A 26,000-nucleotide genomic window follows, 5' to 3' on the forward strand; every position below is an offset into this window, starting at 1 on the left:
AAGCCTCATGTCACAGGGTTTTACCTGATATCGGTCGATAGTGAAGCCAACTTGAGGCAAACATGCCGGATATAAGTAAATGTTATCGCTGCGTCACAACGTTAAGTGGCACGCACTTTGCTTAATCTGAATCATCAGGGCAACGGAGCAAAAGATGATGAATACCATGGGGTACGCCAGGCGTTATCTGTCGGCATCGCGTGAAAGCGAGCTTTCCGCCCTGCGGGAATTGCTGACCAGCGGCGCGTTGCTGAGCGGCATCAGCGCGCTGATCCATGCATTACAGCGCGAACGCGGCGCCTCGACGCTCTGGCTCTGCGCTGAAGCGAGCCTGACGGCAGAAGCGCTAACCGCGCGTCGGCAGGAGGCGGACCAGGCGCTGGCCGCGATGATCGACCTGCTGCCGACGCCGCAGCGGCGCGCCGACGGCAGCCGATTTTACAACCGCGCGGCGCTGGCGCTGCATGCATTGAGCGGGCTGTCGACGCTGCGCGCGCAGGTGCGCCAGCGCCAGCTGCCGCACGCGGAGGCGATGCAGCAGTTCAGCGAAATTATCCGCCATCTGCTGCACCTGATTGTCGAGGCGGCGGACACCGCCAGCGACCCGCAGATGTCGCGCGCGCTGCTGGCGCTGTTCAGCTTTATGCAGGGCAAAGAGCTGGCCGGTCAGGAGCGCGCGCTCGGCGCGGCAGGGTTCGCCGCCGGTACGTTCAGCCGCACGGCGCAGCGGCAGTTGATCGCGCTGCTGGAGGGCCAGGATCGCAGCTTCGCCACCTTCGTTCAGTTCGCTGACGACGACAGCCTGCGGGCATGGCGCGCCGTGGCCGAAGCGGGACAGGAGATTGAAAAGCTGCGGCGCATCGCCTGCGGCGGCATGACGACGCGCGGCGTCGAGGCGCAGCGCTGGTTCCGCCTGCTGAGCGAACGGCTTGATGCGATGAAGCAGATTGAAGAGCGTCTGGAACAGCGGATTCTGATCGTCTGCCGCCGCTGCATCGAAAGGATCGACCAGGCGGAAGACGACGACTGGCCCACTGCGCACGTCGGGCTGGGCTACAGCCTCTACGTGGCGGCCGCACCCTGGCTGGAGGAGGGCGACGGCGCGCTGGATGCGGGCGGCGTCGCGCCGCAGCTGAGCCGCTCGCTGCTGACGATGCTGGAACAGCAGGCGCAGCGGCTACAGGCGCAGAGCGACGAGCTGGCGGCGATGCGCGTCGCGCTGACGCAGCGTAAAGAGATCGAGCGCGCCAAAGCGCTGTTGATGCAGCATCACCAGTGTGATGAGGAGCAGGCGTGGCATACGCTGCGCAAAATGGCGATGAATCAAAATAAACGGGTCTGGGAGATCGCGCAGGCGCTGGTGGCGGTCTCTTCCGCTTTTTCGTTAACTCAAAAGAGTTAGCTGCACAAACAATGTGCGTCCGCTGTGCCACGAAAGTGCGCCAGAAGACGACAGCGGCGGCAAAGCGCGCGCTGTAGGCCTGAAAAAGCTGGCACGCGGTTTGCAACCTCATGAAGACACTATGTGCATTTGTTTCGCCAACGGCGGTGAGATGAGTGCTTTGGATAAAGGCGTCCGGTCGCAGGGTTCAGGCTCTGCGGCGGACGCCTTTTTTTATTCCTTTTGCTGGAGCCACTGAATGAGCAACGCGGATTTTATGTCGTCACGCCGCCGCTTTCTGATTGGCGGCGCTTTTGCGGCGGGCGGGCTGCTGATGCCGGGATTGCGCAACGCGGTATGGGCCGCTGGTTCCGACGCGCCGGAAAAGCGGTCGCTGCGCGTCGGCTTTATCCCGTTGACCGACTGCGCGCCGCTGGTTATGGCGGCGCTGAAGGGCTTTGATAAAAAACATGGCGTCAGCCTGCAGCTGTCGAAAGAGGCGAGCTGGGCGGCGGTGCGCGACAAGCTGGCCTCCGGCGAGCTGGATGCGGCCCATGCGCTCTACGGCATGATCTACGGGCTGCATCTTGGCATCGCCGGGCCGCAGCGGGCGATGGCCAATCTGATGACGCTCAACAACAACGGCCAGGCGATCACCCTGTCGAACCAGTTAAAGGCGCAGGGCGTCACCGACGGTGCAGCGCTGCAAAAGCGCGTCGCCGCCAGCGAGCCGGGCAGCTATCGCTTCGCCCACACCTTTCCGACCGGCACCCACGCAATGTGGCTCTATTACTGGCTCGCCAGCGTCGGCATCGATCCGTTTCGCCAACTGCGTCTGCTGGTGGTGCCGCCGCCGCAGATGGTGATGAACATGAAGATCGGCAATATGAGCGGCTTCTGCGTCGGCGAGCCGTGGAATCAGCGCGCCATCAGCGACAACGTCGGCTATACCGTCGTCACCAGCCAGCAGGTTTGGCCCGATCACCCCGAAAAGATCCTCGCCACCCGCGCGCAGTGGGTCGGCGAGAACCCAAACAGCGCGCGCGCCCTGACCGCCGCGGTGCTGGAGGCGGCGCGCTGGATAGACGCTTCCGAGGCCAACCGGCGCGAAACGGCGCAGGTCATCGCCGGGCGCGCCTTTCTCAACACCAAAGCGGAAACCATTACCGGGCGCATGCTCGGCCACTATCAGGATGGATTGGGGCGACGCTGGCAGGACGCGCACGGGCTGCGCTTTTTCCACGACGGCGCGGTCAACTATCCCTGGCTCTCCGACGGCATCTGGTTTCTCACCCAGTTTCAGCGCTGGGGCCTGCTGAAGCAGCAGCCCGACTATCTGGCGGTGGCGCGCGCCATCAACCGCACCGACATCTACCGCCAGGCCGCCAGCGCGGTGGGCAATATCGCCGTGCCGCAGAGCGAAATGCGCAGCAGCACCCTGATCGACGGCAGAGTCTGGGATGGCAGCGATCCTGCCGCCTGGGCCACCGGTTTCGCCATTAAACGCTGAGGAACGCCGCATGAAAAATGAAGCTCAGATCGTCCCCCTGACCAGCGAACCGACGCGTCGCGCGGCGCCGGTGATAGCGCTGCCGCCCGCGCCGCCGCGTCCGCGTCGCCGCGACAGATCCCTGAAACCGTTGCTGCGGCGGCTAATCCCGCTCGGCTGCGGCCTGCTGCTGCTGCTGACCGTCTGGCAGATCGCCGCGATGAGCAGCAGCGGCTTTCCCACGCCGCTGAAAACCTGGCAGGCGGCGCTGCCGCTGTTCGCCGATCCCTTTTATGACGGCGGTCCGAACGATCGCGGCATCGGCTGGAATGTGATCGCGTCGCTGACGCGCGTGGCGGTCGGCTTCGGCCTGGCGGCGCTGGTGGGCATTCCGATGGGCTTTTTGATTGGGCGCTTTCGCTTTCTCGCCGACATGTTCAACCCGTTGATCGCGCTGCTGCGTCCGGTCAGCCCGCTCGCCTGGCTGCCGATCGGCCTGCTGCTGTTTCAGCGTGCCGAGCCCGCCTCAAGCTGGACCATTTTTATCTGTTCCATCTGGCCGATGATCATCAACACCGCCGAGGGCGTGCGGCGCATCCCGCAGGATTACCTCAACGTGGCGCGGGTGCTGAACCTGCCGGAGTGGACGGTGATGCGCAAAATCCTGTTGCCGGCGGTGCTGCCGGCGATATTGACCGGCGTGCGACTGTCGATCGGTATCGCCTGGCTGGTGATCGTCGCCGCCGAGATGCTCACCGGCGGCATGGGCATCGGCTTCTGGATCTGGAACGAGTGGAACAACCTCAACGTGGAACACATTCTGATCGCCATCTTCATTATCGGCGCGGTGGGCCTGCTGCTGGAGCAGGGGCTGATGCTGCTGGCGCGTCGTTTCAACTGGGATAAATAGGGGGCCGCACATGCAACACATTCTACAGGTGCAAAACGTCAGCCAGCGCTTTACCACCAGCGAGGGCGAATTTCTGGCGCTGGACCGCGTATCGTTCGATGTGCGCATTGGCGAAACCATCAGTCTGATCGGTCACTCCGGCTGCGGTAAGTCGACGCTGCTGAACCTGATCGCCGGTCTGACGCTGCCCAGCGAGGGCGTGCTGCTGTGCGACAACCGCGAAATCGCCGGGCCGGGGCCGGAGCGGGCGGTGGTGTTTCAGAACCACTCGCTGCTGCCGTGGCTGACGGCGCACGAGAACGTGGCGCTGGCGGTGGATCAGTTGTTTAAGCAGAGCATGAGCCGCGCGGAACGGCAGGAGTGGATCGCGCATAACCTGGCGCGCGTGCAGATGAGCCACGCGAGCCATAAGCGGCCCGGCGAGCTGTCGGGCGGCATGAAGCAGCGCGTCGGCATTGCGCGCGCGCTTGCGATGAAGCCGCGCGTTCTGCTGATGGATGAGCCGTTCGGCGCGCTGGACGCCCTGACACGCGCCCACTTGCAGGAGAGCGTGATGCGCATCCAGCAGGAGCTGAACACCACCATTGTGCTGATCACCCATGACGTCGATGAGGCGGTGCTGCTGTCGGATCGCGTGCTGATGATGACCAACGGCCCGGCGGCCACGCTGGGAGAAACGCTGACCATCGATCTGCCGCGTCCGCGTTCGCGCGTGGCGCTGGCGGATAATGCGCGCTATCACCAGCTGCGTCAGCAAATCCTGCATTTCCTCTATGAGAAGCAGAGCCATGCGGCCTGAGGAGCGGCAGATGCCTGAAGAACTGGTGATTATCGGCAACGGCATGGCGGCGACGCGACTGCGGGAGCGGCTGCTGACGCTGGCGCCCGAACGCTGGCGCATCACGGTTATTGGCCGTGAGGCGCAGGCGAGCTACAACCGCATTCAGCTGTCGCCGGTGCTGAGCGGTGAAAAGCCGTTTCACGCTGCGCTGCTGCGGACGCCGGACGAAGATGCGCGGCAGGGCGTGACGCTGCTGCTGGGGGAAAGCGTGCTGGCGATTGACATCCGACTGCGCACGCTCACCACCGACCGTCGCCGCCTGCGCTGGGATCATCTGGTGTTCGCCACCGGCGCCGAGCCGACGCTGCCCGCCATTCCCGGCGTCGCGCAGCCGCACGTCGGCGGGTTTCGCACCCTGCGGGACGTAGAGCGCATGCTGAGCATTCCTGGGCCGGTGGTGGTGCTGGGCGGCGGGCTACTCGGCATCGAGGCGGCGGCGGCGCTGCGCCTGCGCGGACGCGAAGTCACGCTGGTGCATCGTCACGGCTGGCTGCTGGATCGCCAGCTGGACGCCGCCGCAGGCGACCTACTGGCGCAGGCGCTACAGCGGCGCGGCATTGTTTGTCGGCTGGGCGAGAGCATGGCAAAGATAGATATTGACAGCGTCACTTTAACCAGCGGCGATCGGCTGACGGCGGCACAGGTGTTGATCGCCATCGGCATCACGCCAGCGGCCGCGCTGGCGCGCGCGGCAGGCGTTCCCTGCGGACGCGGCATCCTGACGGATCGCCAGCTGCGCAGCGCCGTGCCTGGGGTATCGGCGCTGGGCGAATGTTGTGAAATCGACGGCGAGACCTTTGGACTGGTAGCGCCCTGTCTGGCGCAGGCAGAGGTGCTGGCGCATCGACTGGCGGGCCTGGCGACGGCGGATTTTCACTACCGGCCGCCGGGGACGCGGCTTAAGGTCACCGGCATCGATATTTTCAGCGCGGGTGAAACCAACGATGCGCCGGGCAGCCGCGTGCTGACCGCCCTCGATCCGCTCAGCCAGCGCTATCGACGGTTGACGCTGCGCGACGGTCGTCTGTCCGGCGTCATCCTGTACGGCGATACTTCAGCGGCGGGGCCGCTGCTGCAAAAACTGCAACGCGGCGCGGCGGTGGACGCCTCCACGCTATTTGATTTCGATAACGATGGGCAGCCTGAGGCTGTGGAGAGTAAAACGATGAGCAAACCGGTTCTGGTGGTGATTGGTCACGGCATGGTTGGCCACTATTTTCTTGAACAGCTGGTGCAAAAAGAGCTGCATCTGCGCTATCACATCGTGGTGTATGGTGAAGAGCGGCACAGCGCCTATGACCGCGTTCATCTCTCCGACTACTTCTCCGGTCGCGACGCTCAGGCGCTGTCGCTGGTCAGCGAAAATTTCTTTGCCGAACACGGTATTGAGTTACGTTGTCACGAAAAGGTTATCGCCATCGATCGTCAGCGCCGCTGCGTGCGTGATGAAAAAGGCCGCGAAATGGCCTGGGATCGGCTGGTGTTGGCCACCGGCTCTTACGCCTTCGTGCCGCCGATCCCCGGCCGCGAGGCGCAAAACTGCTTTGTCTATCGCACGCTGGACGACCTCGACGCGATTAAAGCGCGAGCGGCACACGCGCGAAGCGGCGTGGTGATCGGCGGCGGCCTGCTGGGGCTGGAGGCGGCGAACGCGCTGCGGATGCTGGGGCTGGAAACGCACGTAGTGGAATTCGCGCCGCGCCTGATGGCGGTGCAGCTGGACGAAGGCGGCGCGCAAATGCTGCGGCGTAAGATAGAAGCGCTGGGCGTGACGGTGCATACCCAGACCGAAACGCGCCAGATCGAACCGCAGGCGGACGGCTCCCTGCTGCTGCGCTTCGCCGACGGCGCGACGCTGCAAAGCGACCTGGTGCTGTTTTCCGCCGGCATTCGTCCACGCGACGACCTGGCGCGCGCCGCCGGCCTGACGCTGGGGACTCGCGGCGGCATCGTTATCGACGACAGCTGTCTCACCAGCGATCCGGCGATTGCGGCGATCGGCGAATGCGCGATCTGGCAGGGGCAGATTTTCGGTCTGGTGGCGCCGGGCTATCAGATGGCGCGCGTGCTCGCCAGCAACCTGGCGCAGCAGCCCGCCGCCTTCAGCGGCGCCGATATGAGCACCAAACTGAAGCTGCTGGGCGTGGAGGTGGCGTCGCTGGGCGATGCGCACGGGCGCAGCGCAGGCTGTCAGAGCTATCTCTGGACCAACGGTCCGCAGGAAATTTACAAGAAAATCGTTGTTTCCGCCGACGGCAAAACGCTGCTGGGCGCGGTGCTGGTGGGCGACAGCAGCGAATACAGCGAACTGCAACAGATGATGCTGAACGGCATCGCGCTGCCGCCGCAGCCGGAAAGCCTGATCCTGCCGCGCAGCGCCGATGCGCCGACCAGAGCATTGGGCGTGGCGGCGCTGCCGGATACGGCGCAGATCTGCTCCTGCCATAACGTCAGCAAAGGCGATATCTGCCAGGCGGTCAGCGCGGGATGCGGCGATATGGCGTCGCTGAAAAGCTGCACCAAAGCCGCCACCGGCTGCGGCGGATGCAGCGCGCTGGTGAAGCAGGTGATGGAACATCAGCTGGCGGCGCAGGGCGTCGAAGTGAAAAAGGATATTTGCGAGCATTTCGCCTTCTCCCGACAAGAGCTCTATCACCTGGTGCGCGTCGGCAATATCAAAACCTTCGACGCGCTGCTGACGAAGCATGGACGCGGCCACGGCTGTGAAATCTGCAAGCCGCTGGCGGCGTCGCTGTTCGCCTCCTGCTGGAACGAATATCTGCTGAAGCCGCAGCATCTGCCGTTACAGGAGACGAACGATCGCTACTTCGCCAATATCCAGAAGGACGGCAGCTACTCGGTGGTGCCGCGCATTCCCGGCGGCGAGATCACTCCGCAGGGACTGATCGCCATCGGCCAGATCGCCGAACGCTTTAACCTCTACAGCAAAATCACCGGCGGTCAGCGCATCGACCTGTTCGGCGCGTCGCTCGACAAGCTGCCCGCCATCTGGCAGGCGCTGCTCGACGCCGGTTTCGAAACCGGCCACGCCTACGGCAAATCGCTGCGCACGGTGAAATCGTGCGTCGGCAGCAGCTGGTGCCGCTACGGCGTGCAGGACTCCACCGCTTTCGCCATCCGGCTGGAGAACCGCTACAAGGGGCTGCGCGCGCCGCACAAAATTAAAATGGCGGTTTCCGGCTGCACCCGCGAATGCGCTGAGGCGCAGAGTAAAGATATCGGCGTGATCGCCACCGAGAAGGGCTGGAACCTCTATGTCTGCGGCAACGGCGGCATGAAGCCGCGCCACGCCGATCTCTTCGCCAGCGATCTCGACGATGAAACGCTGATTCGCTATGTCGATCGCCTGCTGATGTTCTACATCCGCACCGCCGATCGCCTGCAACGCACCAGCGTCTGGATGGATAACCTCGAAGGCGGGCTGGCGTATCTGCGCGAAGTGGTGATCGGCGACAGCCTCGGCATCGGCGCCGAGCTGGAACGCGAAATGCAGCAGGTGGTGGAGAGCTGGCAGTGCGAATGGCGCACCACGCTCGCCTCGCCGGACCGGTTACAGCTGTTCCGCGCCACCGTTAACGACGAGCGCCCGGATGAAACCCTGCGCTGGCGTGAGGAGCGCGGCCAGATCCGGCCTGCGGGCGCGCCGCGCGTCAACGCGCCGTCGCTGCCCGCCGAACTCTGGAGTGATATCTGCGCGCTGGAGGCGATTCCGCCTCAGGCGGGCATCGGCGCCCGGCTTGGGACGCAGCGCATCGCGCTGTTCCGCTTTGACGACCGGGTTTACGCCCTTGACGACCGCGAGCCGGAGAGCGACGCCAGCGTGATGTCGCGCGGGCTGTTGGGCGATGTGGCGGGCGAGGCGATCGTCATTTCGCCGCTCTATAAACAACGCTTCCGCCTGCGCGACGGCATGGCGCTCGACAGAGATGATTTACAACTGCGCTGTTGGCCGGTGCGCATCGTCGGCGGGCGGGTGCTGGTCGCCAGCGCGCCGCTGGCGGTGGAAGACCTGCGCGTGGCGGAGGCGTCATGAAAACCACCTGTCCTTACTGCGGCGTCGGCTGCGGCGTGGAGGCGAAGCGGGAGGGCGAAAGCTGGCGCGTCAGCGGCGACGGCGACCATCCGGCCAACGCGGGCCGCCTCTGCGTGAAAGGCGCGGCGCTGGCGGAGACGCTGACGCCGTCGGGGCGGCTGCTCTGGCCGCTGGTCGCCGGACGGCGCGTCCCCTGGGAAAGGGCGCTGGATGAGGTCGCTCAGCGGCTGCGCGCCATTATTGCGCAGCATGGCCCGGATGCCGTCGCCTTTTACGCCTCCGGTCAGCTGCTGACCGAGGATTACTACGTCGCCAATAAGCTGATGAAAGGCTTTATCGGCAGCGGCAATATCGACACCAACTCCCGGCTCTGCATGGCCTCGGCAGTCAGCGGCTACAAACGCGCGCTGGGCGCCGATGCGGTGCCTTGCTGCTATGACGACTTCGATCGCGCCGATCTTATCGTGCTGATGGGTTCGAATGCCGCCTGGACGCATCCGGTGGCGTTTCAGCGGCTGGTTCAGGCGAAACGGCTTAATCCGGCGCTGCGCGTGGTGGTCATCGATCCGCGCCGCAGCGCCAGCTGCGATCTGGCCGACCTGCATCTGCCGCTTACGCCCGGCAGCGACGGCGCGCTGTGTAACGGTCTGCTGCGCTGGCTGGAGGTGCACGGCGGCGGCGACAAATCCATGTTGCCGCATCTTGCCCAGGTGGAGGAGACGCTGGCCGCCGCCGCGCCCTGGACGCCGGAGCGGGTGGCCGCCGCCTGTCAGCTGCCGCTGGCGCAGGTCGAGCAGTTTTACCGTCTCTTCGCTGACAGCGAACGGACGCTGACGCTCTGGTGCATGGGCATCAATCAATCCGCCAGCGGCAGCGACAAGTGCAACGCCATTCTTAACGCGCATCTCTACAGTGGCAAAATCGGTAAGCCGGGCTGCGGGCCCTTTTCACTGACCGGCCAGCCCAACGCCATGGGCGGACGCGAGGTGGGCGGCCTGGCGAACCAGCTGGCGGCGCATATGGATTTCACCCCGGAAAATGTCGATCGTCTGCGGCGTTTCTGGCGCAGCGATCGCGTGGCGACCGCGCCGGGGCTGAAGGCGGTCGATCTGTTTCAGGCCATCGGCCGCGGCGAGGTGAAGGCGGTCTGGATCATGGGCACCAATCCGGCGGTGTCGCTGCCCGACGGTCACGCCGTGGCGCAGGCGCTGCGGCGCTGCGAGCTGGTGATTGTCTCCGACGTGATGCGCAGCACCGATACCGGCGAATTTGCCGATATCCTGCTGCCGGCGCAGGCGTGGGGCGAGAAGAACGGCACCGTCACTAACTCGGAGCGGTGCCTCTCGCGCCAGCGCAGCTTCCTGCCGCCGCAGGGCGAGGCGCGGCCCGACTGGTGGATGCTGGCGCAGGTGGCGCAGCGGCTTGGCTACGGCGACGCCTTCGCCTGGCGTCATCCGGCAGCGATTTTCCGTGAACATGCCGCGCTTTCCGGTTTTGAAAATCACGGCAGGCGCGCCTTCGATATCAGCGGGCTGGCGCAGTTGAGCGATGAACAGTGGGATCGGCTGACGCCGGTCCAGTGGCCGGTGAACGCCGATTACCCGACCGGCTGCGCTCGTCTGTTCAGCGCGCGCCGCTTTTATCATCCCGACGGCAAGGCGCGTCTGCTGCCGATGACTCCCGTCGGGCCGCGTCAGGCTGTAAGCGAGAGATGGCCGCTGACGATGAATACCGGCCGCATTCGCGATCAGTGGCACACCATGACGCGCACCGGACTGGTGCCGCGCCTGATGCAGCACGACGCCGAACCGTTTGTTGCGCTGCATCCCGACGACGCGGCGCGCTACGGCATTCAGGCCGATGCGCTGGCGCGTATCCAGTCGCGTCACGGCTGGATGCTGGCGCGGGCCATTCTGACGGAGGATCAGACGTCCGGCTCGCTGTTCGTGCCGATGCACTGGAACCAGCGCTACTGCGCGGAGGGCAACGTGGGGCGCCTGGTAGCGCCGTGGCGCTGCGCCATTTCCGGCCAGCCGGAAAGCAAGCAGACGCCGGTGCGCATCCATCCCTGGCGCTGCGGCTGGCAGGGAATATTATTTGTTAGTGACAACGTCACGCTGCCGCCTGTGCAGTGGTGGTGCCGTATTCCGATGCCGGAGGGGGTCACGCGCTTTAGCCTGGCGAACGATGGGGACCCGCGCCGCTGGCTTCAGGCGCTGCTGCGCCCTGACTGGATTGTGCAGCAGGCGGAGGACGGCCAGGCGTTTCACCATCTGATCGCCTGGCGCGAAGGTAAGGTGATGCTGGCGTTTTACAGCGCCGCACGGCGACCTCAGACCGACGATGCGCTCATCGCCGCCGCCTTTCGGCAGCCGCCCGATACGCCGGAGGCGCGTTTCGCGCTGCTTGCCGGGCGCGCGGCGCAGGGCGAGGCGCGCGGCAAAACCATTTGCAGCTGCTTTGGCGTCGGGGAACGGCAGATCGCCGCCGCCGTGCGCCAGGGAGCGCTGACCTGCGCTGCGTTGGGTCAGCGGTTGCAGTGCGGCACCAACTGCGGCTCCTGCATACCGGAGCTGAAAAAACTGATTGAGCATTACGCGCCTCAGCAGGCTGAGGCGGCAGAGGAGAGAGGATCATGACGCAGCGGCTACCTTTACTGAACCAACTGTTAAACGGCCCGGAAGAACGGGCGCCATCAGCGCAGGGCTGCGTCTGGCTTGTCGGCGCCGGACCGGGCGACCCGGAGCTGTTGACGTTAAAGGCGCTGCGCCTGATTGGCGAGGCGGATGTGGTGGTCTACGATCGGCTGGTCAGCGAGGAAATTTTGGCGCTGATCCCGCCGACGACGCTGGCGCTCGATGTGGGCAAGACGCCCGGCTTTCACGGCATGACGCAGCAGCAGATTAGCCAGCTGCTGATCGACCTGGCGCGCAGCGGACGACAGGTCGTGCGGCTGAAGGGCGGCGACCCGTTTATTTTCGGTCGCGGCGGCGAAGAGATGCAGCAGTTGCAGACGGCGGGCGTTCCCTGTCATATCGTGCCGGGCATCACCGCCGCCATCGGCTGCGCGGCGGCCTGCGGCATTCCCCTGACGCACCGCGACTACGCGCAATCGGTACGCTTCATCACCGGACACGGCAAAGCGGGCCGCCCGCAGCTGACGGGCGCAGGCTGGCAGGACGCCAGCCAGACGCTGGTGTTTTATATGGGGCTGACGTGGGGGCGGAGTTGAGCAGCCAGTTACGTCAGCATGGGCGCGCGGCGGACACGCCGGTGGCGATTGTCGAACGCGGCACGCGACGCGATCAGCGCGTGCTGATCGCCACGCTGGCGACGCTGGAAGAGACGCTGCACCGGGAGCAGCCACAGTCGCCCGCGCTGATAATCGTCGGCGAGGTGGTGTCGCTTTACCGGGCAGAGGCGGAACCGCGGATGGAAAGTATGGCGGTGCGAAACTGATCATCAATGCCGCGATTTATTATCAGAACAGCGCGTTTTTCGGAGCCACGCCGCGCCGGGATAATCATGATCCAGTTCACAATTATGCTAAGCTAAGGGCTTACTCAACGCTGGACGGCCACCCATCATGAGAGATTAAGCTAATCCTGACGCCGCTATGTTATTAACGCATCGACTGATAAAAACCACCTTCACACTGCTGCTGAGCAGCGCCGCCTGGCTGCCTGACGCCCTGGCGTTCCAGACCGAGACGCGGGTGCCCGACGCGCCGTTCGACGATCCGGCGCGCTTCAGCACCATGCAGCAGCAGCTGCCGACGCTGGGCGTGGCCGACGATTCTCACGCTTTCTCCACCCGCCTGGCGCAGATCGCCAAAAGCATCGGCGAGGCGAGCAAAGAGGCGAGCGATGTCTCGTTCGGCGAACAGGCGAGCGTCTGGGCCTTTAACCACTTTCGCGACGAGATCGCCGACCGGCTGGTGAATGAAGGGCAGTCGCTGCTCTCTCCCTACGGCACGGCGCAGCTCTCGTTACAGGTGGACAGGGAAGGCAACTTTAACGGCAGCGGCGGACAGCTGCTGACGCCCTGGCAGGACAACTATCAATATCTGACCTTTTCCCAGCTGGGCGTTACCCAGACCGATGACGGTCTGGTCGGCAATGCCGGACTGGGGCAGCGTTGGGCGGCGGGCAAATGGCTGCTGGGCTATAACGCGCTGGTGGATCGCCAGTTCGATTCCGGCCTGCAGCGCGCGTCGCTCGGCACCGAGGCCTGGAGCGATTTCCTGCGCCTGTCGGCTAATTACTACACGCCGCTCAGCGGGTGGCGCAACAGCAGCCTTACCCAGCAGAGCCGCATGGCGCGCGGTTACGACATCACCACTCAGGGCTATCTGCCGTTTTATCGTCAGCTCGGCGTATCGGTCACCTGGGAGCAGTATCTCGGCAATAATGTCGATCTGTTCAATAACGGCAGCCCGGAGAAAAATCCGGTGTCGGTGAAGGTCGGCGTCAATTATACCCCGGTGCCGCTGCTCACTTTTACCGCCTCGCATAAAGAGGGCGAAAGCGGTCAGTCGCAGGATCAGCTGGGAATGCGTATCAACTATCGTCCCGGCGTGGCGTTGAGCAAGCAGCTTTCCGCCGACAACGTGGCGCAGGCGCGCTCGCTGCGCGGCAGCCGTTACGATCTGGTTGAACGCAACACCACGCCGGTGCTGGAGTTCCGCCAGCGTAAAACGCTGTCGGTGTTCCTGGCGACGCCGCCCTGGCAATTAAGTCCCGGTGAAACGCTGCCGTTGAAATTACAGATCCGCGCCGCCAATCCCATTACCGCCGTCAGCTGGCAGGGCGACACGCAGGCGCTGAGCCTGACGCCGCCGCCCGATAACCGCAGCCCGCAGGGTTGGACGGTGATTATGCCCGCCTGGGACAGCACGCCGGGCGCCAGCAATCAGTATCGCCTGTCGGTTACGGTGGAGGATAATAAACAGCAGCGCGTCACCTCAAACTGGATCACGCTGCAGCTGACGCCGCCGATGGCGCTGGAGTCAGGGCACGATCGCTTCGACCTGATGGCGCCCGCGGCCGACGCCGCGCCATCGCTCTGAATGCGCTGCAATAGCAGACATAAGAGAAGGGCGATCGCCCTTAAAAAAGCGGGGCCGCTGTGAAACGGCCCCGTTGAGTTTAATGCACTTTTAGTCCCGCTGCGGTCATCAACAGACGGAACAGGCTGGCGACGACAAACAGCGCCAGCACGCTGCCCGCCCAGATCGCCGCCATCCACAGCAGCCGCCGCCAGAGCGGCTGCTTCGCGGTTTTACGCGTCATGCGTTGCATTTCCATCCTTTCCTCCTGTCAATGATAACCCTGCTCAGGATCGATCTTGCCGCGGAACACGTAATAGCTCCAGAAGGTGTAGACCAGGATTAACGGGATAATAAACAGCGCGCCCACCAGCATAAAGCCCTGGCTCTGCGGCGGCGATGAGGCGGCGCGGAAGGTGATATCCGGCGGGATCAGGTTCGGCCAGATACTGATGCCCAGCCCGCTGAAGCCGAGGAATACCAGCGCCAACGTCAGGATAAAGGGCGCATAGTGCGCATCCGGCAGCCAGGCGTTGCGCCACAGCGCCCACGACACCAGCAGCACCAGAATCGGCACCGGCAGGAAGAAGAACAGGTTCGGCGTTGTGAACCAACGATCGGCGATCGCCTGGTGCGTCAGCGGCGTCCAGACGCTGACGATGGCCATCACCACCAGCAGCGCCAGCAGCAGCGGACGCGCCAGCTTGCGCATGGTTTGCAGCAGATGCCCTTCGGTTTTGATAATCAGCCAGCTAGCGCCCAGCAGCGCATAGGCGACGACCAGTCCCAGACCGCAGAACAGGCTGAACGGACTGATCCAGTCAAACACGCCGCCCGCCCATTCGCGGCCCTCCACCGGGAAGCCGTTCAGGAAGGCGCCCAGCACCACGCCCTGCGCGAAGGTGGCGAGAAAGGAGCCGGCGATAAACGACTTATCCCAGAAGGCGCGGTGCGATTCGGTCGCCTTGAAGCGGAACTCAAAGGCGACGCCGCGGAAAATTAGCCCGATCAGCATAATCGTCAGCGGGATCGCCAGCGCGTCCAGAATCACCGAATAGGCGAGCGGGAAGGCGCCGAACAGTCCCGCGCCTCCCATCACCAGCCAGGTTTCGTTGCCGTCCCAGACCGGCGCGACGGTGTTCATCATCACGTCGCGGTCCTTGCTTTCGCGCACCATCGGATAAAGCAGCCCGATGCCGAGGTCAAAACCGTCCATCACCACGTACATCAGAATGCTGAACACGATGATGATGAACCAGATCAGCGGAAGATCGATACCCATTATTTAATTCCTCCCAGTTCATCTTTCTTACGCTCATCAAGCGATTCATCGGCGGCGGAGAGCGGGCGCGCAGGGGTGCGCGGCGTGCCTGGACCGCCTTTCGGCGGATGATCGACGAACGGCTGCGGGCCACGGCCAATCAGCTTCAGCAGATAGACGACGCCGACGCCGAACACCGAGGCGTAAACCAGAATAAAAGCCAGCAGGCTGAGCGACATATGCAGCGTGCCGTGATGGGAGACCGCGTCGCGGGTGCGCAACAGCCCGTAAACCACCCACGGTTGACGTCCCACTTCGGTGGTGAACCAACCCGCCAGGATGGCGATAAGGCCGGAAGGTCCCAGCAGCAGCGCGAAGCGGTGGAACAGGCGCTGGTCATACAGGCGACCGCGCAGACGCAGCACCAGACTCCAGACGCCCGCCAGAATCATCAGCAGGCCCATCGCCACCATAATGCGGAAGGACCAGAAAACGATAGTGGAGTTCGGACGATCTTCCGGCGGGAAGCTTTTCAGCGCCGGGATCTGCTTAGTCAGGCTATGGGTCAAAATCAGGCTGCCCAGCACCGGGACTTCGACAGCGTATTTCGTTTCTTCCGCTTCCATATCAGGCAGGCCGAACAGGATCAGCGGCGTCGCTTCGCCCGGCGGGTTTTCCCAGTGGCCTTCAATCGCGGCGATTTTCGCCGGCTGGTGCTCCAGGGTATTCAGGCCATGGGCGTCGCCGATGCCCGCCTGAATCGGCGCGACGATCAACGCCATCCACATCGCCATCGAGAACATACGCTTAATGGCCGGGCTTTTATTGCCGCGCAGCAAATGCCATGCGCCCGATGCGCCGACGAAGAAGGCGGTGGTAAGGAAAGAAGCGGTCGCCATATGCAGCAGACGGTAAGGGAAAGAGGGGTTAAAGACCACTTTAAACCAGTCTGCCGGAATCAGCTGACCGTTAACCACTTCATAACCCTGCGGCGTGTGCATAAAGCTGTTGGAGGCAAGGATCCAGAAGGTCGACATCAGGGTGCCCAGCGCCACCATACAGGTAGAGAAGAAGTGCAGCCCTGGCCCGACGCGATTCCAGCCGAACATCATCACCCCAAGGAAGCCAGCTTCCAGGAAGAAGGCGGTCAGCACCTCATAAGTCAGCAGCGGGCCGGTGATACTGCCCGCAAAGGCGGAGAATCCGCTCCAGTTGGTGCCGAACTGATAGGCCATCACCAGACCGGATACCACCCCCATACCAAAGTTCACAGCGAAAATCTTCAACCAGAAATGATACAGATCGCGCCAGGTTTCATTACGGGTTTTTAGCCACAACGCTTCCAGCACCATCAGAAAACTGGCGAGGCCAATGGTGATTGCCGGAAAGATAATGTGAAAAGAGACCGTGAACGCGAATTGTATCCTTGCCAGTTCGAACGCGTCTAAACCGAACATAGCCACCTCGAAATGTTCATTATTTAACTTCCAAAAAAGGATGAGTCCTTGCCATAACACAACAAGTGTAGAAGAGGGTTCAGTAAAACACAGAAATGATAGGTATAACAGACACAGAAAATAACGAATCAGCTATAACAGTAATCGGTGGCGTTGCACCATAGCGAGGCATCACGCCTTTTTATCGCGCCTGTTTTGCCCTGTTTTAACAGCAAATGTTATTCAGGATCACAAAAGCAATATTTTATTTTCTCTCTGCATAATTCCGCTCTCGGATCTCCCGCCAATGCCGACGCCTCAGATAATTATTCACTATTTATGCATTAAGAGTGAATATCGCTGGGTTGTAAGTGATTGATTTTAGGTGTGGCGGATCGGTTTATGCATTTATAACGCTGGCTGGCATGAAGCGTGCAATCTAGAGTAGAGCTGCAATGAATCATTTCATTAACATAATTTAAACTTTTGATTCACCCTTGGGGTGATGCTATGAGGCCGCTATGCAACAGTCAGTTTCTCGTCAGGATTTTGATCGCTGGATGGTTCCCGCTTATTCTCCTGCCAGCTTTGTGCCCGATCGCGCTGAAGGTTCGCGTCTGTGGGATCAGAACGGCAAGGAATATATCGATTTTGCCGGCGGCATCGCCGTGAACGCGCTGGGACATGCGCACCCGGAACTTCAGCAGGCGTTGCAGCAGCAGGCGGCCAAACTTTGGCATACCGGCAACGGCTTTACCAATGCGCCGATTCTGCGCCTGGCGAAACAGCTGATTGACGCCACCTTCGCCGATCGCGTCTTTTTTTGTAACTCCGGCGCGGAAGCGAATGAAGCGGCGCTGAAGCTGGCGCGTAAATATGCCCATGACCATTTCGGCCCGGAGAAAAGCAATATCGTCGCGTTTAAAAACGCTTTTCATGGCCGCACGCTGTTTACCGTTACCGCTGGCGGCCAACCCGCCTATTCAAAAGATTTCGCGCCGCTGCCGGGCGGCATCGATCATGCGGTGTTCAACGATCTCGATTCGGCGGCGCAGCTGATCAATGCGCAGACTGCCGCGGTGATCGTCGAGCCGATTCAGGGCGAAGGCGGCGTGCTGCCGGCGGAACCCGCTTTCCTGCGCGGCCTGCGCGAGCTCTGCGATCGTCACAACGCGCTGCTGATTTTTGATGAAGTGCAGAGCGGCGTCGGCCGCACCGGGTCGCTCTACGCCTATATGCACTACGGCGTGACGCCGGACGTACTGAGCACCGCCAAGGCGCTTGGCGGCGGTTTCCCCATTGGCGCGATGCTGACCACGGAAAAGCTGGCGTCGGCGCTGAATGTCGGCAGCCACGGCACCACCTACGGCGGCAACCCGTTGGCGGGCGCGGTGGGCGGCAAGGTGCTGGAACTGATCAACCGCCCGGAGGTGCTGGAGGGGGTGCAGTTGCGCCACCGCTGGTTTACCGAGGGGCTGAACGCCATCAACCAGCGCCTGCGCCTTTTTAAAGAGGTGCGCGGTCTCGGTCTGTTGATCGGCGGCGTGCTGAACGAAGATTTCAGCGGCAAAGCGAAGCAGATTAGCCTGGCGGCAGCCGAGGAGGGCGTGATGGTACTGATCGCCGGCGCCAACGTCGTCCGTTTCGCGCCTGCGCTGATTATCAGCGAAGAGGATGTGAAAGAGGGGCTGGCCCGTTTTGAGCGCGCCTGCGAAGCGATAGTAAAAGGAGGCGCCTGATGATGTATATCCGTCCCGTTGAGCGCGACGATCTGCCGCAGCTGATGGCGCTGGCGGGTAAAACCGGCGGCGGCCTGACCTCGCTGCCAGCCGACAGCAAAACGCTGGCGGCGCGCATCGAGCGCTCGATTCAGACCTGGCAGGATACGCTGCCGCGCGCCGAGCAGGGCTATGTCTTTGTGCTGGCGGACAGCGAAACCCACCTGGCGTGCGGTATCTGCGCCATTGAGGTGGCGGTCGGTCTGCAGGACCCCTGGTACAACTTTCGCGTCGGCACCCAGGTGCACGCCTCGAAAGAGCTGGATGTTTATAACAACCTGGCGACGCTGTCGCTGTGCAACGATCATACCGGCAGCAGCGAACTCTGCACGCTGTTCCTTGACCCGTCGCGGCGCGACGGCAAAAACGGCTATCTGCTGTCGAAATCGCGCTTTCTTTTTATGGCCGCCTTCCGCGATCGCTTTATGACCAAAGTGGTGGCGGAGATGCGCGGGGTAAGCGATGAGCAGGGGCGTTCACCGTTCTGGGAAAGCGTGGGCAGCCACTTCTTCTCGATGGACTTTACCCAGGCCGATTTTCTCAGCGGCACCGGACAAAAGGCGTTTATCGCCGAGCTGATGCCGAAGCATCCGCTCTATGTGCATTACCTTTCGCCGGAGGCGCAGGCGGTAATCGGCCAGGTGCATCCGCAAACCGCGCCCGCGCGCGCGGTGCTGGAGGCGGAAGGTTTCCGTTATCAGAACTACGTCGATATTTTCGACGGCGGTCCGACGCTGGAGTGCGATATTGACCGCATCCGCGCGGTGCGCAAAAGCCGCCTGATGACCATGGAGGAAGGCGAGGCGAGCGGGGACGATCTGCCGCTCTGCCTGGTCAGCAACGACAACTATCACCACTTCCGCGTGCTGCTGCTGCGCGCCGATACGCAGCAGAACAGGCTGCGCGTGCCGGCGGACGCCGCGGAAATTTTACGCTGTCAGCCCGGCGACGCGCTGCGGGTTGTACCACTGTGTGGCGAGGAGAAAAAAGCATGACGCATTGTATTAATGGACAATGGATCGCGGGCGGCGGCGAGAGCTTCAGCAAAGCCGATCCGGTGGACGGCGCCCCGCTGTGGCGCGGCAACGCCGCCGACGCGCAACAGGTGGCCGCCGCCTGCGACGCCGCGCGCGCCGCTTTTCCCGCCTGGGCGCGGCTGCCGTTTTCGGCGCGTCAGACCCTGGTAGAAGCCTTTGCCGCGCAGCTGGAGCAGCATAAAGGCGAACTGAGCGAGACCATCGCACGCGAAACCGGCAAGCCACGCTGGGAGGCGCAGACGGAAGTGCAGGCGATGATCAACAAGATCGCCATTTCCGTGAAGGCGTACCACACGCGCACCGGCACCCATCAGGAGGCGGAAAGCGCGCTGCGCCATCGGCCGCACGGCGTACTGGCGGTGTTCGGCCCTTATAACTTCCCCGGCCATCTGCCCAACGGTCATATCGTTCCGGCGCTGCTGGCGGGCAACTGCGTAGTATTTAAACCCAGCGAGCTGACGCCGCTGACCGCGGAAAAAACCGTGCGTCTCTGGCTGGAGGCGGGCCTGCCTGCGGGCGTGCTGAATCTGGTGCAGGGCGGCCGCGAGACCGGACAGGCGCTGGCGCAGCAGCCGCAGATTGACGGCGTGCTGTTTACCGGCAGCGCCAACACCGGCTATCAGCTGCATCGCCAGTTCGCTGGCCAGCCGGAGAAGATGCTGGCGCTGGAGATGGGCGGCAACAACGCGCTGATTGTCGAGGATGCGCCTGATACCGACGCGGCGGTCTGGATCGCCGTGCAGTCCGCCTTTATTACCGCCGGTCAGCGTTGCACCTGCGCGCGTCGGCTGCTGGTAAAGCGCGGCGCGGAGGGGGACGCCTTCCTGCAGCGGCTGGTTGAGGTGACGCAGCAGCTGCGCATCGGTCGCTGGAACGATGAGCCGCAGCCTTTTATGGGCAGCGTAATTTCACCGCAGGCGGCGGAGCATATTTATCAGGAGTGGCAAAAACGCATCGCCCTCGGCGGCAAGGTGCTGTTGAAGATGCGCTGGCCGGCGCGCGACAGCGCGCTGCTGACGCCGGGGATTATCGATCTCACCGGCGTGAAGCAGGTGGCGGACGAAGAGGTGTTCGGGCCGCTGCTCGCCGTGGTGCGCTACGACAGTTTTGACGAGGCGATTCGGCTGGCGAACGCCACGCGTTACGGTCTGGCGTGCGGGCTGATCTCGCCGCAGCGCGAGAAATTCGACCAGCTGCTGATTGAGGCGCGCGCGGGCATTGTCAACTGGAACAAGCCGTTGACCGGCGCCGCCAGCACCGCGCCTTTCGGCGGCATTGGCGCCTCCGGCAACCACCGTGCCAGCGCCTGGTACGCGGCGGACTACTGCGCCTGGCCGATGGCCTCGCTGGAAACCCCGGAACTGACCCTGCCCACCACGCTGGCGCCGGGCGTTGATTTCAGCCATCGCCAGGAGACGCGCTGATGAAAGCCAAAGAAGTCAACTTTGACGGGCTGGTGGGGCTGACGCACCACTACGCCGGACTGTCGTTCGGCAATGAAGCCTCCACGCGTCATCAGCATCAGCTCTCTAATCCCCGCCTGGCGGCGAAGCAGGGCCTGCTGAAAATGAAGGCGCTGGCGGACGCCGGTTTCGCGCAGGGGGTGATCCCACCGCATGAGCGGCCGAATCTGCCGGTGCTGCGCCAGCTCGGTTTCAGCGGCACGGACGCGCAGGTACTGGAAAAGGCGGCGCGTCAGGCGCCTCAGCTGCTCTCCGCCGTCAGCTCCGCCTCGGCAATGTGGGTGGCGAACGCCGCTACCGTATCGCCTTCCGCCGACAGCGCCGACGGCAAAACGCACTTTACCGTCGCCAACCTGAACAACAAATTCCACCGGGCGATCGAAGCGCCGACCACCGGCGCGCTGCTGCGTGCGATTTTCCGCGACGATCGCTATTTCGCTCATCATCATGCTCTGCCGCAGGTGGCGCTGTTCGGCGACGAAGGCGCGGCGAACCATAACCGCTTCGGCGGCGATTACGGCGAGCCGGGCGTGCAGCTGTTCGTTTATGGCCGTGAAGAGGGGCACAGTGGACTGGTGCCGGCGCGCTATCCCGCACGTCAGACCCGCGAAGCGAGCGAGGCGGTGGCCCGACTGCATCAGCTCGATCCGGCGCGCACGATCTTTACCCAGCAGAATCCGGCGGTGATCGACCAGGGCGTGTTCCATAATGACGTTATCGCCGTCAGCAACCGTCATGTGCTGTTTTGTCATCAGCTGGCGTTTCTGCATCAGGAACGCCTGCTGGCGGAGCTGAGCGAAAAAGTGCCCGGTTTTACGCCGGTGATCGTCCCCGATGAGCGCGTATCGGTCGCCGACGCGGTTTCTACCTACCTGTTCAACAGTCAGCTGCTGAGCCGCGACAACGGCGATATGCTGCTGGTGCTGCCGCAGGAAGCGCGTCAGCATAACGGCGTCTGGCGTTATCTTTCCGAACTGGTAGAGAACGGTGGGCCGATTCGTGAGATGATGGTGTTCGATTTACGCGAAAGCATGTGCAACGGCGGCGGGCCAGCCTGTCTTCGCCTGCGCGTGGCGCTGAACGCCGTTGAGCAGCAGGCGGTGAACCCGGCAGTGATGATGAACGATCGTCTGTTCGACACGCTGAACCAGTGGGTCGACCGTTATTATCGCGATCGGCTCTCTCAGGCTGACCTGGCCGACCCGCAACTGCTGACCGAAGGACGTGAAGCGCTGGACGCGCTGACGCGTTTGCTAGACTTAGGAAGTGTTTATTCATTCCAGCAGGAATAAAATCGATGCGGCGGCGTCTGGCCCGACGCCGCCGGCTTCCGCGTCACAGGAGATGTCATGCAGGATCTGTTACAACAAACGCTCTCCGGCCATGCGCCGGCCGTTACCAGCGGGACGCTGCCGCATCTGCGCTGGCAGTGGCTGGATGAAGGCATTCTTGAACTGACCCCCCTGACGCCAACGCAGCACGCGGTGGCGATTTCCGCTGGCATTCACGGCAATGAAACCGCGCCGGTGGAGATAGTTAATCAGCTTATTACGCAGCTGCTGCAGGGCGAGACGCCGCTGGCGGTGCGGCTGCTGGTGCTGCTGGGCAATCCGCCTGCGCTGCGCGCCAACAAGCGCTATCTACGCTGCGATCTGAACCGGCTGTTCGGCGGCCGCTGGCAGCAGTTTGAAGAGTGTCCCGAAGCGCAGCGCGCCTGGCGTCTGGAGCAGGCGCTGGAAACCTTCTGGCAGGCGGGCGCGCATCAGGAAGTGCGCTGGCATCTCGATCTGCATACCGCGATTCGCGGCTCTTACCATACGCGCTTCGGCGTAATGCCCCACAGCCAGCGCCCGTGGCCCGACGATTTTATGCACTGGCTGGCGGCGGCAGGCATGGAGGCGCTGGTGTTTCATCGCGCGCCGGGCGGCACCTTTACCCATTACAGCTGTGAACATTTTCAGGCCGCCAGCTCTACGCTGGAGCTGGGCAAAGCGCTTCCCTTCGGGCAGAACGATCTGACCCAGTTCGCGGCGGCGCAGCAGGCGCTGGCCGCGCTGCTGTTCGGCGACGCGCTGCCGGATGGCGCCGCGCCGCCGCGCCGCTATCGCGTATCGCAGCAGATTACGCGCAACAGCGAACGTTTCGCTCTCCATATGGGACCGGAAACGCTGAACTTTACCGCCTTTCCGCAGGGAACCCTGCTGGCGGAGGATGGCGAAACGCGCTATTTCGTGCAGCAGGCGCGGGAATATGTGCTGTTTCCCAATCCCAACGTGGCGACAGGGCTGCGCGCCGGACTGATGCTGGTGGAAGATAACGCCCACAACGCCTTGCTTAGCGGCGAAAGCCTGAAATAACCACGCCGCCGGACAGGGCGACGCTGTCAGCCGGGCGGCAGGCTCGCCGCCGAAAAACGGGCGCTGCCTTTCTACTCAGCGCGCGTTAACTTTTTCTTTCCTCAATTCTGTCCCAGGGGTTACACTTCTCCACAATTCCCGCCAAATTCCGCACAGTGTCATATTTTTTTGCAATTCCTCACCTTAATCTTCTTATTCTCTCCAGGATTGCTGCATTTTTATCTTCTATGCTTTCAGGGCTTTACTCATGAACTGAGTACTTGACGTTAGGTGTCGTAAACTCATTTCCGTAGCAGCGACACAGCCTGTCGTCATAAAACTGATAAGTAAGGATATTATTATGCGTAAACTGACATCTCTTTTTGTAGCGACTTCCCTGGCTTTCGGCGCAGCAAGCATTGTTCATGCAGCGGATACGCTGACGCCGGCGCCGGCAGGCAGCGAAAAACCGATGCATCATAAAGGCCCAATGCAGCATGGTCCGATGGGGCTGTTTAAGAATCTCAATCTGACCGATGCGCAGAAGCAGCAGATGCGCGATATCATGAAAGCGTCGCACAAAGAGATTAAGCGTCCTTCTCTGGAGGAGCGCCGCGCTAATCACCAGATTATCGCCGCCGACAGCTTTGACCGCACCAAAGCGGAAGCGCAGGCTGAGAAGATGACCGCCAATGCGAAAGAAAACGCCGTGGCGATGATGGAGGTGCAGAACAAGATGTATAATGTGCTGACGCCGGAGCAGAAAAAACAGTACAACGCTAATTTTGAGAAACGTCTGACTGCAAAAGAGAACCATGACGGTAAGATGACGCCTCCGCCAGCAGATGAATAATCGCCGCGCGGCATAGATATTGAGACCGCCGACGTTGCCCACAACCATTTGGCCGTGGGCAGCGTCGGCGGTTTTGTTATATCAGAAGGTACCGGTGCCGCCGTCGGAGCACCAGACCTGGCCGGAAGTGAAGCTGGTTTCCGCCGAAGCCAGCGTGACGTAGAGCGGGGCGATCTCCGCCGGCTGACCCGGACGGCCAAACGGCGCTTCTTCGCCAAACTTCATCACTTTTTCCATCGGCTGACCGCCGCTGGACTGCAACGGCGTCCAGTAAGGCCCCGGCGCGACCGCATTCACCCGAATCCCTTTTTCCGCCACCTGTTTCGCCAGCCCTTTGGTAAAGGCGACGATCGCCGCTTTGGTCTGCGCATAGTCAAGCAGAATCGCGCTCGGTTTGCCCGCCTGTACCGACGAGGTGTTGACAATGGCCGCGCCCGGTTTCAGATGGGCCATCGCCGCCCTGGTGATCCAAAACATGGCGTAGACGTTGGTTTTAAAAGTCTTGTCGAATGACTCGGTGGTGAGATCGGTGATCGATTCCACATACTGCTGGCGACCGGCGTTGTTGACCAGAATATCCAGCCCGCCCAGCTGCGCGGCGGCGTCGTTGACCAGTTTCTCGCAGAAGGCTTCGTCGGTAATATCGCCCGGAATCGCTACCGCCTTACGGCCCGCCGCTTTGATCAGCGCGATCACCTCTTTGGCATCCGATTCCTCTTCCGGCAGGTAGTTGATCGCCACGTCGGCGCCTTCACGCGCGTAGGCGATGGCAACGGCGCGGCCGATGCCGGAGTCGCCGCCGGTGATGAGCGCCTTGCGTCCGTTAAGTCGGCCGCTGCCGCGATAGCTCTCTTCGCCATGATCAGGACGCGGCACCATTTTGCTGGCCAGTCCCGGCGGGTCCTGCGGCTGACGTTCGAAAGGGGGTTTTGGGTAGAGCTCGCGCGGGTCTTTGCCGGTTTGAGGCGGGGCGCTGCTTTGCGACGCACCGCCGTTTTCTGCGGCGCTGGCGCTGCCCGACATCGCCATGCCGGTAACCGCCATGCTGCCCATCAGTCCGCCAACCACCTGGCGACGAGAAAATCCACTGTGATCGTGTTGAGACATGCGTTCTCCTTTTCATCAGTAAAAGTGCCCAACAAACGGCGACACAACTGATTAAAAGGTAGACGCGGATCACCTATGGCGCGAAGCGAAGCGGCAGGGCGCTTACAGCGGAATCACGGGATATTTGCCGCTCAGCAGCGGACGGCAGAGATATTTGTAGCCGTCGTTATCAAACCCTTTCGGCGGGCTGGTCAGGTTTTTCGCCTCGTCGAGATGACTGACGGAGCCGAGATAAAACCAGTTATGAATAATATGCATCTGCGTCTCTTTCGGACCTTCCTCTACCAGCGCCACGGCGCCAGGCCACGGCCAGCAGACGACGCGCACTTTCTCCAGCGCCTCCAGCAGACGGCCATGATGGTCGCCGATCGGCTCTTTGCCGCAGCAGGCGCCGGCGCAGCGGCCCAGGCTGGCGCGGAAGCAGGCGCGGTTTTTACTGTGGCTCTCCAGCCCCAGCAGGCTGTAGCAGAGCTGACGTTCGTCAGCGATCTTCTTCAGCGTCTCCAGCGCGGCGCGGCGACTGGAATAAAGCCCGAACAGATCCGGCGAAGCGGAGAAATCGAGATCGCGCGCGTAGACCACATCCGGTCGTCCCACGCCGTCCCACTGTAAGGAGCAGAGCTGCCGGTTACGTCGCAGACGCTTGTTAAACAGCGGCTGCTGGTTTTTGATCATCTGCGCTTCCAGCAGCAGGGCGCCCAGCTCGCCAGCGGTGGTGATCCAGCTGATGCGGCGCGTCAGGCGCAGCATTTTCGCTTCATCCGGCGTGCGGAAGTGGGACATAACGCGCGTGCGCAGGCTGATGCTTTTGCCGATATAGAGCGGCATCACGTCGCTGTCGCCGTGAAAAATATAGACGCCGGGCAGATTGGGAATATCGGCCAGGAAAGAACGCAGATGTTCGGGATATTCATAAATAGCCGCTGGTTCAAATTCCAGGCGGTGACTGGCAGCACGTCTTACCACAGGTGACTCCGTTTTACTGGTTGCATATCCAGTTTATCAGC

The 26,000-nt window shown here is 62.6% G+C and carries 18 protein-coding genes and 1 pseudogene; 14 read left to right on the top strand and 5 right to left on the bottom strand.

The window, feature by feature from the left end; all coding sequences use genetic code 11:
* Positions 1-154 precede the first annotated feature (154 nt).
* The 8 genes and pseudogenes from C2E16_RS09550 (at position 155) to C2E16_RS09585 (ending at position 13,743) form a co-directional block, all read left to right on the top strand.
* Positions 155-1,402 carry a nitrate regulatory protein gene (locus C2E16_RS09550; RefSeq protein ID WP_244947394.1) on the top strand — a complete coding sequence of 416 codons (1,248 nt, stop codon included), beginning with the start codon at positions 155-157 and terminating at the stop codon, positions 1,400-1,402.
* A 238-nt stretch (positions 1,403-1,640) separates the two neighbouring features.
* Positions 1,641-2,891, top strand: a complete 1,251-nt coding sequence (locus tag C2E16_RS09555) for a CmpA/NrtA family ABC transporter substrate-binding protein (protein ID WP_038626438.1) — start codon at positions 1,641-1,643, stop codon at positions 2,889-2,891.
* A gap of 10 nt (positions 2,892-2,901) precedes the next feature.
* Positions 2,902-3,780: a nitrate ABC transporter permease gene (gene ntrB / locus C2E16_RS09560; protein ID WP_038626437.1), complete on the top strand. Its 879-nt coding sequence runs from the start codon at positions 2,902-2,904 to the stop codon at positions 3,778-3,780.
* A gap of 10 nt (positions 3,781-3,790) precedes the next feature.
* Positions 3,791-4,579 (top strand): ABC transporter ATP-binding protein, encoded by a 789-nt coding sequence (locus C2E16_RS09565; RefSeq protein WP_038626436.1) that lies wholly within the window; start codon positions 3,791-3,793, stop codon positions 4,577-4,579.
* Between the two features lie 10 nt (positions 4,580-4,589).
* A complete protein-coding gene (gene nirB, locus C2E16_RS09570) occupies positions 4,590-8,675 on the top strand; it encodes a nitrite reductase large subunit NirB (protein ID WP_104951484.1) in 4,086 nt (1,361 codons plus the stop codon).
* A complete protein-coding gene (locus tag C2E16_RS09575; RefSeq protein WP_038626434.1) occupies positions 8,672-11,314 on the top strand; it encodes a nitrate reductase in 2,643 nt (880 codons plus the stop codon). The genes nirB and C2E16_RS09575 overlap by 4 nt, the downstream gene beginning before the upstream one ends.
* Positions 11,311-12,134: pseudogene (gene cobA / locus C2E16_RS09580) on the top strand (uroporphyrinogen-III C-methyltransferase). The gene C2E16_RS09575 and the pseudogene cobA overlap by 4 nt, the downstream one beginning before the upstream one ends.
* A 157-nt stretch (positions 12,135-12,291) precedes the next feature.
* The gene (locus C2E16_RS09585) at positions 12,292-13,743 is read left to right on the top strand and encodes a YchO/YchP family invasin (protein WP_081981797.1); all 1,452 of its coding nucleotides are present in this window, start codon (positions 12,292-12,294) and stop codon (positions 13,741-13,743) included.
* Between the two features lie 79 nt (positions 13,744-13,822).
* On the opposite strand, the gene C2E16_RS09590 is transcribed toward C2E16_RS09585, so the two are convergent.
* From C2E16_RS09590 to C2E16_RS09600, 3 genes are read right to left on the bottom strand one after another with little or no spacing between them, the layout of a single operon-like run.
* On the bottom strand, positions 13,823-13,975 hold the full coding sequence (locus C2E16_RS09590) for a DUF2474 domain-containing protein (RefSeq protein WP_071883742.1): 153 nt from the start codon (positions 13,973-13,975) through the stop codon (positions 13,823-13,825).
* Positions 13,976-13,993: 18 nt separating this feature from the next.
* Positions 13,994-15,004 (bottom strand): cytochrome d ubiquinol oxidase subunit II, encoded by a 1,011-nt coding sequence (cydB, locus tag C2E16_RS09595; protein WP_038626428.1) that lies wholly within the window; start codon positions 15,002-15,004, stop codon positions 13,994-13,996.
* Complete coding sequence (locus tag C2E16_RS09600; protein WP_038626425.1) at positions 15,004-16,440, bottom strand: cytochrome ubiquinol oxidase subunit I; 1,437 nt, start codon at positions 16,438-16,440, stop codon at positions 15,004-15,006. The genes cydB and C2E16_RS09600 overlap by 1 nt, the downstream gene beginning before the upstream one ends.
* A gap of 500 nt (positions 16,441-16,940) precedes the next feature.
* Between C2E16_RS09600 and C2E16_RS09605 the strand changes: the two genes are divergently transcribed.
* The 6 genes from C2E16_RS09605 to spy all read left to right on the top strand — a co-directional run bounded on the left by C2E16_RS09605 (position 16,941) and on the right by spy (position 23,886).
* The gene (locus C2E16_RS09605) at positions 16,941-18,158 is read left to right on the top strand and encodes a bifunctional succinylornithine transaminase/acetylornithine transaminase (RefSeq protein WP_038626423.1); all 1,218 of its coding nucleotides are present in this window, start codon (positions 16,941-16,943) and stop codon (positions 18,156-18,158) included.
* Positions 18,158-19,192 carry an arginine N-succinyltransferase gene (astA, locus tag C2E16_RS09610; RefSeq protein WP_038626422.1) on the top strand — a complete coding sequence of 345 codons (1,035 nt, stop codon included), beginning with the start codon at positions 18,158-18,160 and terminating at the stop codon, positions 19,190-19,192. Before C2E16_RS09605 ends, astA begins: the two co-directional genes overlap by 1 nt.
* The gene (gene astD, locus C2E16_RS09615; protein WP_038626420.1) at positions 19,189-20,658 is read left to right on the top strand and encodes a succinylglutamate-semialdehyde dehydrogenase; all 1,470 of its coding nucleotides are present in this window, start codon (positions 19,189-19,191) and stop codon (positions 20,656-20,658) included. The genes astA and astD overlap by 4 nt, the downstream gene beginning before the upstream one ends.
* Positions 20,658-21,989, top strand: coding sequence for an N-succinylarginine dihydrolase (gene astB, locus C2E16_RS09620; protein WP_038626418.1), 1,332 nt, complete (start codon positions 20,658-20,660; stop codon positions 21,987-21,989). The genes astD and astB overlap by 1 nt, the downstream gene beginning before the upstream one ends.
* Positions 21,990-22,046: 57 nt before the next feature.
* Positions 22,047-23,054: a succinylglutamate desuccinylase gene (gene astE / locus C2E16_RS09625; RefSeq protein WP_038626416.1), complete on the top strand. Its 1,008-nt coding sequence runs from the start codon at positions 22,047-22,049 to the stop codon at positions 23,052-23,054.
* Positions 23,055-23,394: 340 nt separating this feature from the next.
* Entirely contained in the window at positions 23,395-23,886 is a 492-nt protein-coding gene (spy, locus tag C2E16_RS09630; protein WP_038626415.1) for an ATP-independent periplasmic protein-refolding chaperone Spy, read from the top strand.
* 81 nt (positions 23,887-23,967) lie between these two features.
* Here the strand turns inward: spy and C2E16_RS09635 are convergent, their stop codons facing one another.
* Positions 23,968-24,993 carry an SDR family oxidoreductase gene (locus tag C2E16_RS09635; RefSeq protein WP_081981795.1) on the bottom strand — a complete coding sequence of 342 codons (1,026 nt, stop codon included), beginning with the start codon at positions 24,991-24,993 and terminating at the stop codon, positions 23,968-23,970.
* A gap of 102 nt (positions 24,994-25,095) precedes the next feature.
* Positions 25,096-25,959 carry an excinuclease Cho gene (gene cho / locus C2E16_RS09640; protein ID WP_038626413.1) on the bottom strand — a complete coding sequence of 288 codons (864 nt, stop codon included), beginning with the start codon at positions 25,957-25,959 and terminating at the stop codon, positions 25,096-25,098.
* Positions 25,960-26,000 lie beyond the last annotated feature (41 nt).

The sequence above is a fragment of the Mixta calida genome (genome assembly GCF_002953215.1).
GTDB lineage: Bacteria > Pseudomonadota > Gammaproteobacteria > Enterobacterales > Enterobacteriaceae > Mixta > Mixta calida.

Bases quoted from the DNA above. Each gene is read 5' to 3' on its own strand.
- nirB (WP_104951484.1), top strand. From the start codon at position 4,590: ATGCCTGAAGAACTGGTGATTATCGGCAACGGCATGGCGGCGACGCGA.
- C2E16_RS09635 (WP_081981795.1), bottom strand. From the start codon at position 24,993: ATGTCTCAACACGATCACAGTGGATTTTCTCGTCGCCAGGTGGTTGGC.
- astE (WP_038626416.1), top strand. From the start codon at position 22,047: ATGCAGGATCTGTTACAACAAACGCTCTCCGGCCATGCGCCGGCCGTT.
- C2E16_RS09590 (WP_071883742.1), bottom strand. From the start codon at position 13,975: ATGCAACGCATGACGCGTAAAACCGCGAAGCAGCCGCTCTGGCGGCGG.
- C2E16_RS09550 (WP_244947394.1), top strand. From the start codon at position 155: ATGATGAATACCATGGGGTACGCCAGGCGTTATCTGTCGGCATCGCGT.
- C2E16_RS09575 (WP_038626434.1), top strand. From the start codon at position 8,672: ATGAAAACCACCTGTCCTTACTGCGGCGTCGGCTGCGGCGTGGAGGCG.
- ntrB (WP_038626437.1), top strand. From the start codon at position 2,902: ATGAAAAATGAAGCTCAGATCGTCCCCCTGACCAGCGAACCGACGCGT.
- C2E16_RS09605 (WP_038626423.1), top strand. From the start codon at position 16,941: ATGCAACAGTCAGTTTCTCGTCAGGATTTTGATCGCTGGATGGTTCCC.
- C2E16_RS09585 (WP_081981797.1), top strand. From the start codon at position 12,292: ATGTTATTAACGCATCGACTGATAAAAACCACCTTCACACTGCTGCTG.
- C2E16_RS09555 (WP_038626438.1), top strand. From the start codon at position 1,641: ATGAGCAACGCGGATTTTATGTCGTCACGCCGCCGCTTTCTGATTGGC.
- astB (WP_038626418.1), top strand. From the start codon at position 20,658: ATGAAAGCCAAAGAAGTCAACTTTGACGGGCTGGTGGGGCTGACGCAC.
- C2E16_RS09600 (WP_038626425.1), bottom strand. From the start codon at position 16,440: ATGTTCGGTTTAGACGCGTTCGAACTGGCAAGGATACAATTCGCGTTC.
- astD (WP_038626420.1), top strand. From the start codon at position 19,189: ATGACGCATTGTATTAATGGACAATGGATCGCGGGCGGCGGCGAGAGC.
- cydB (WP_038626428.1), bottom strand. From the start codon at position 15,004: ATGGGTATCGATCTTCCGCTGATCTGGTTCATCATCATCGTGTTCAGC.
- spy (WP_038626415.1), top strand. From the start codon at position 23,395: ATGCGTAAACTGACATCTCTTTTTGTAGCGACTTCCCTGGCTTTCGGC.
- astA (WP_038626422.1), top strand. From the start codon at position 18,158: ATGATGTATATCCGTCCCGTTGAGCGCGACGATCTGCCGCAGCTGATG.
- C2E16_RS09565 (WP_038626436.1), top strand. From the start codon at position 3,791: ATGCAACACATTCTACAGGTGCAAAACGTCAGCCAGCGCTTTACCACC.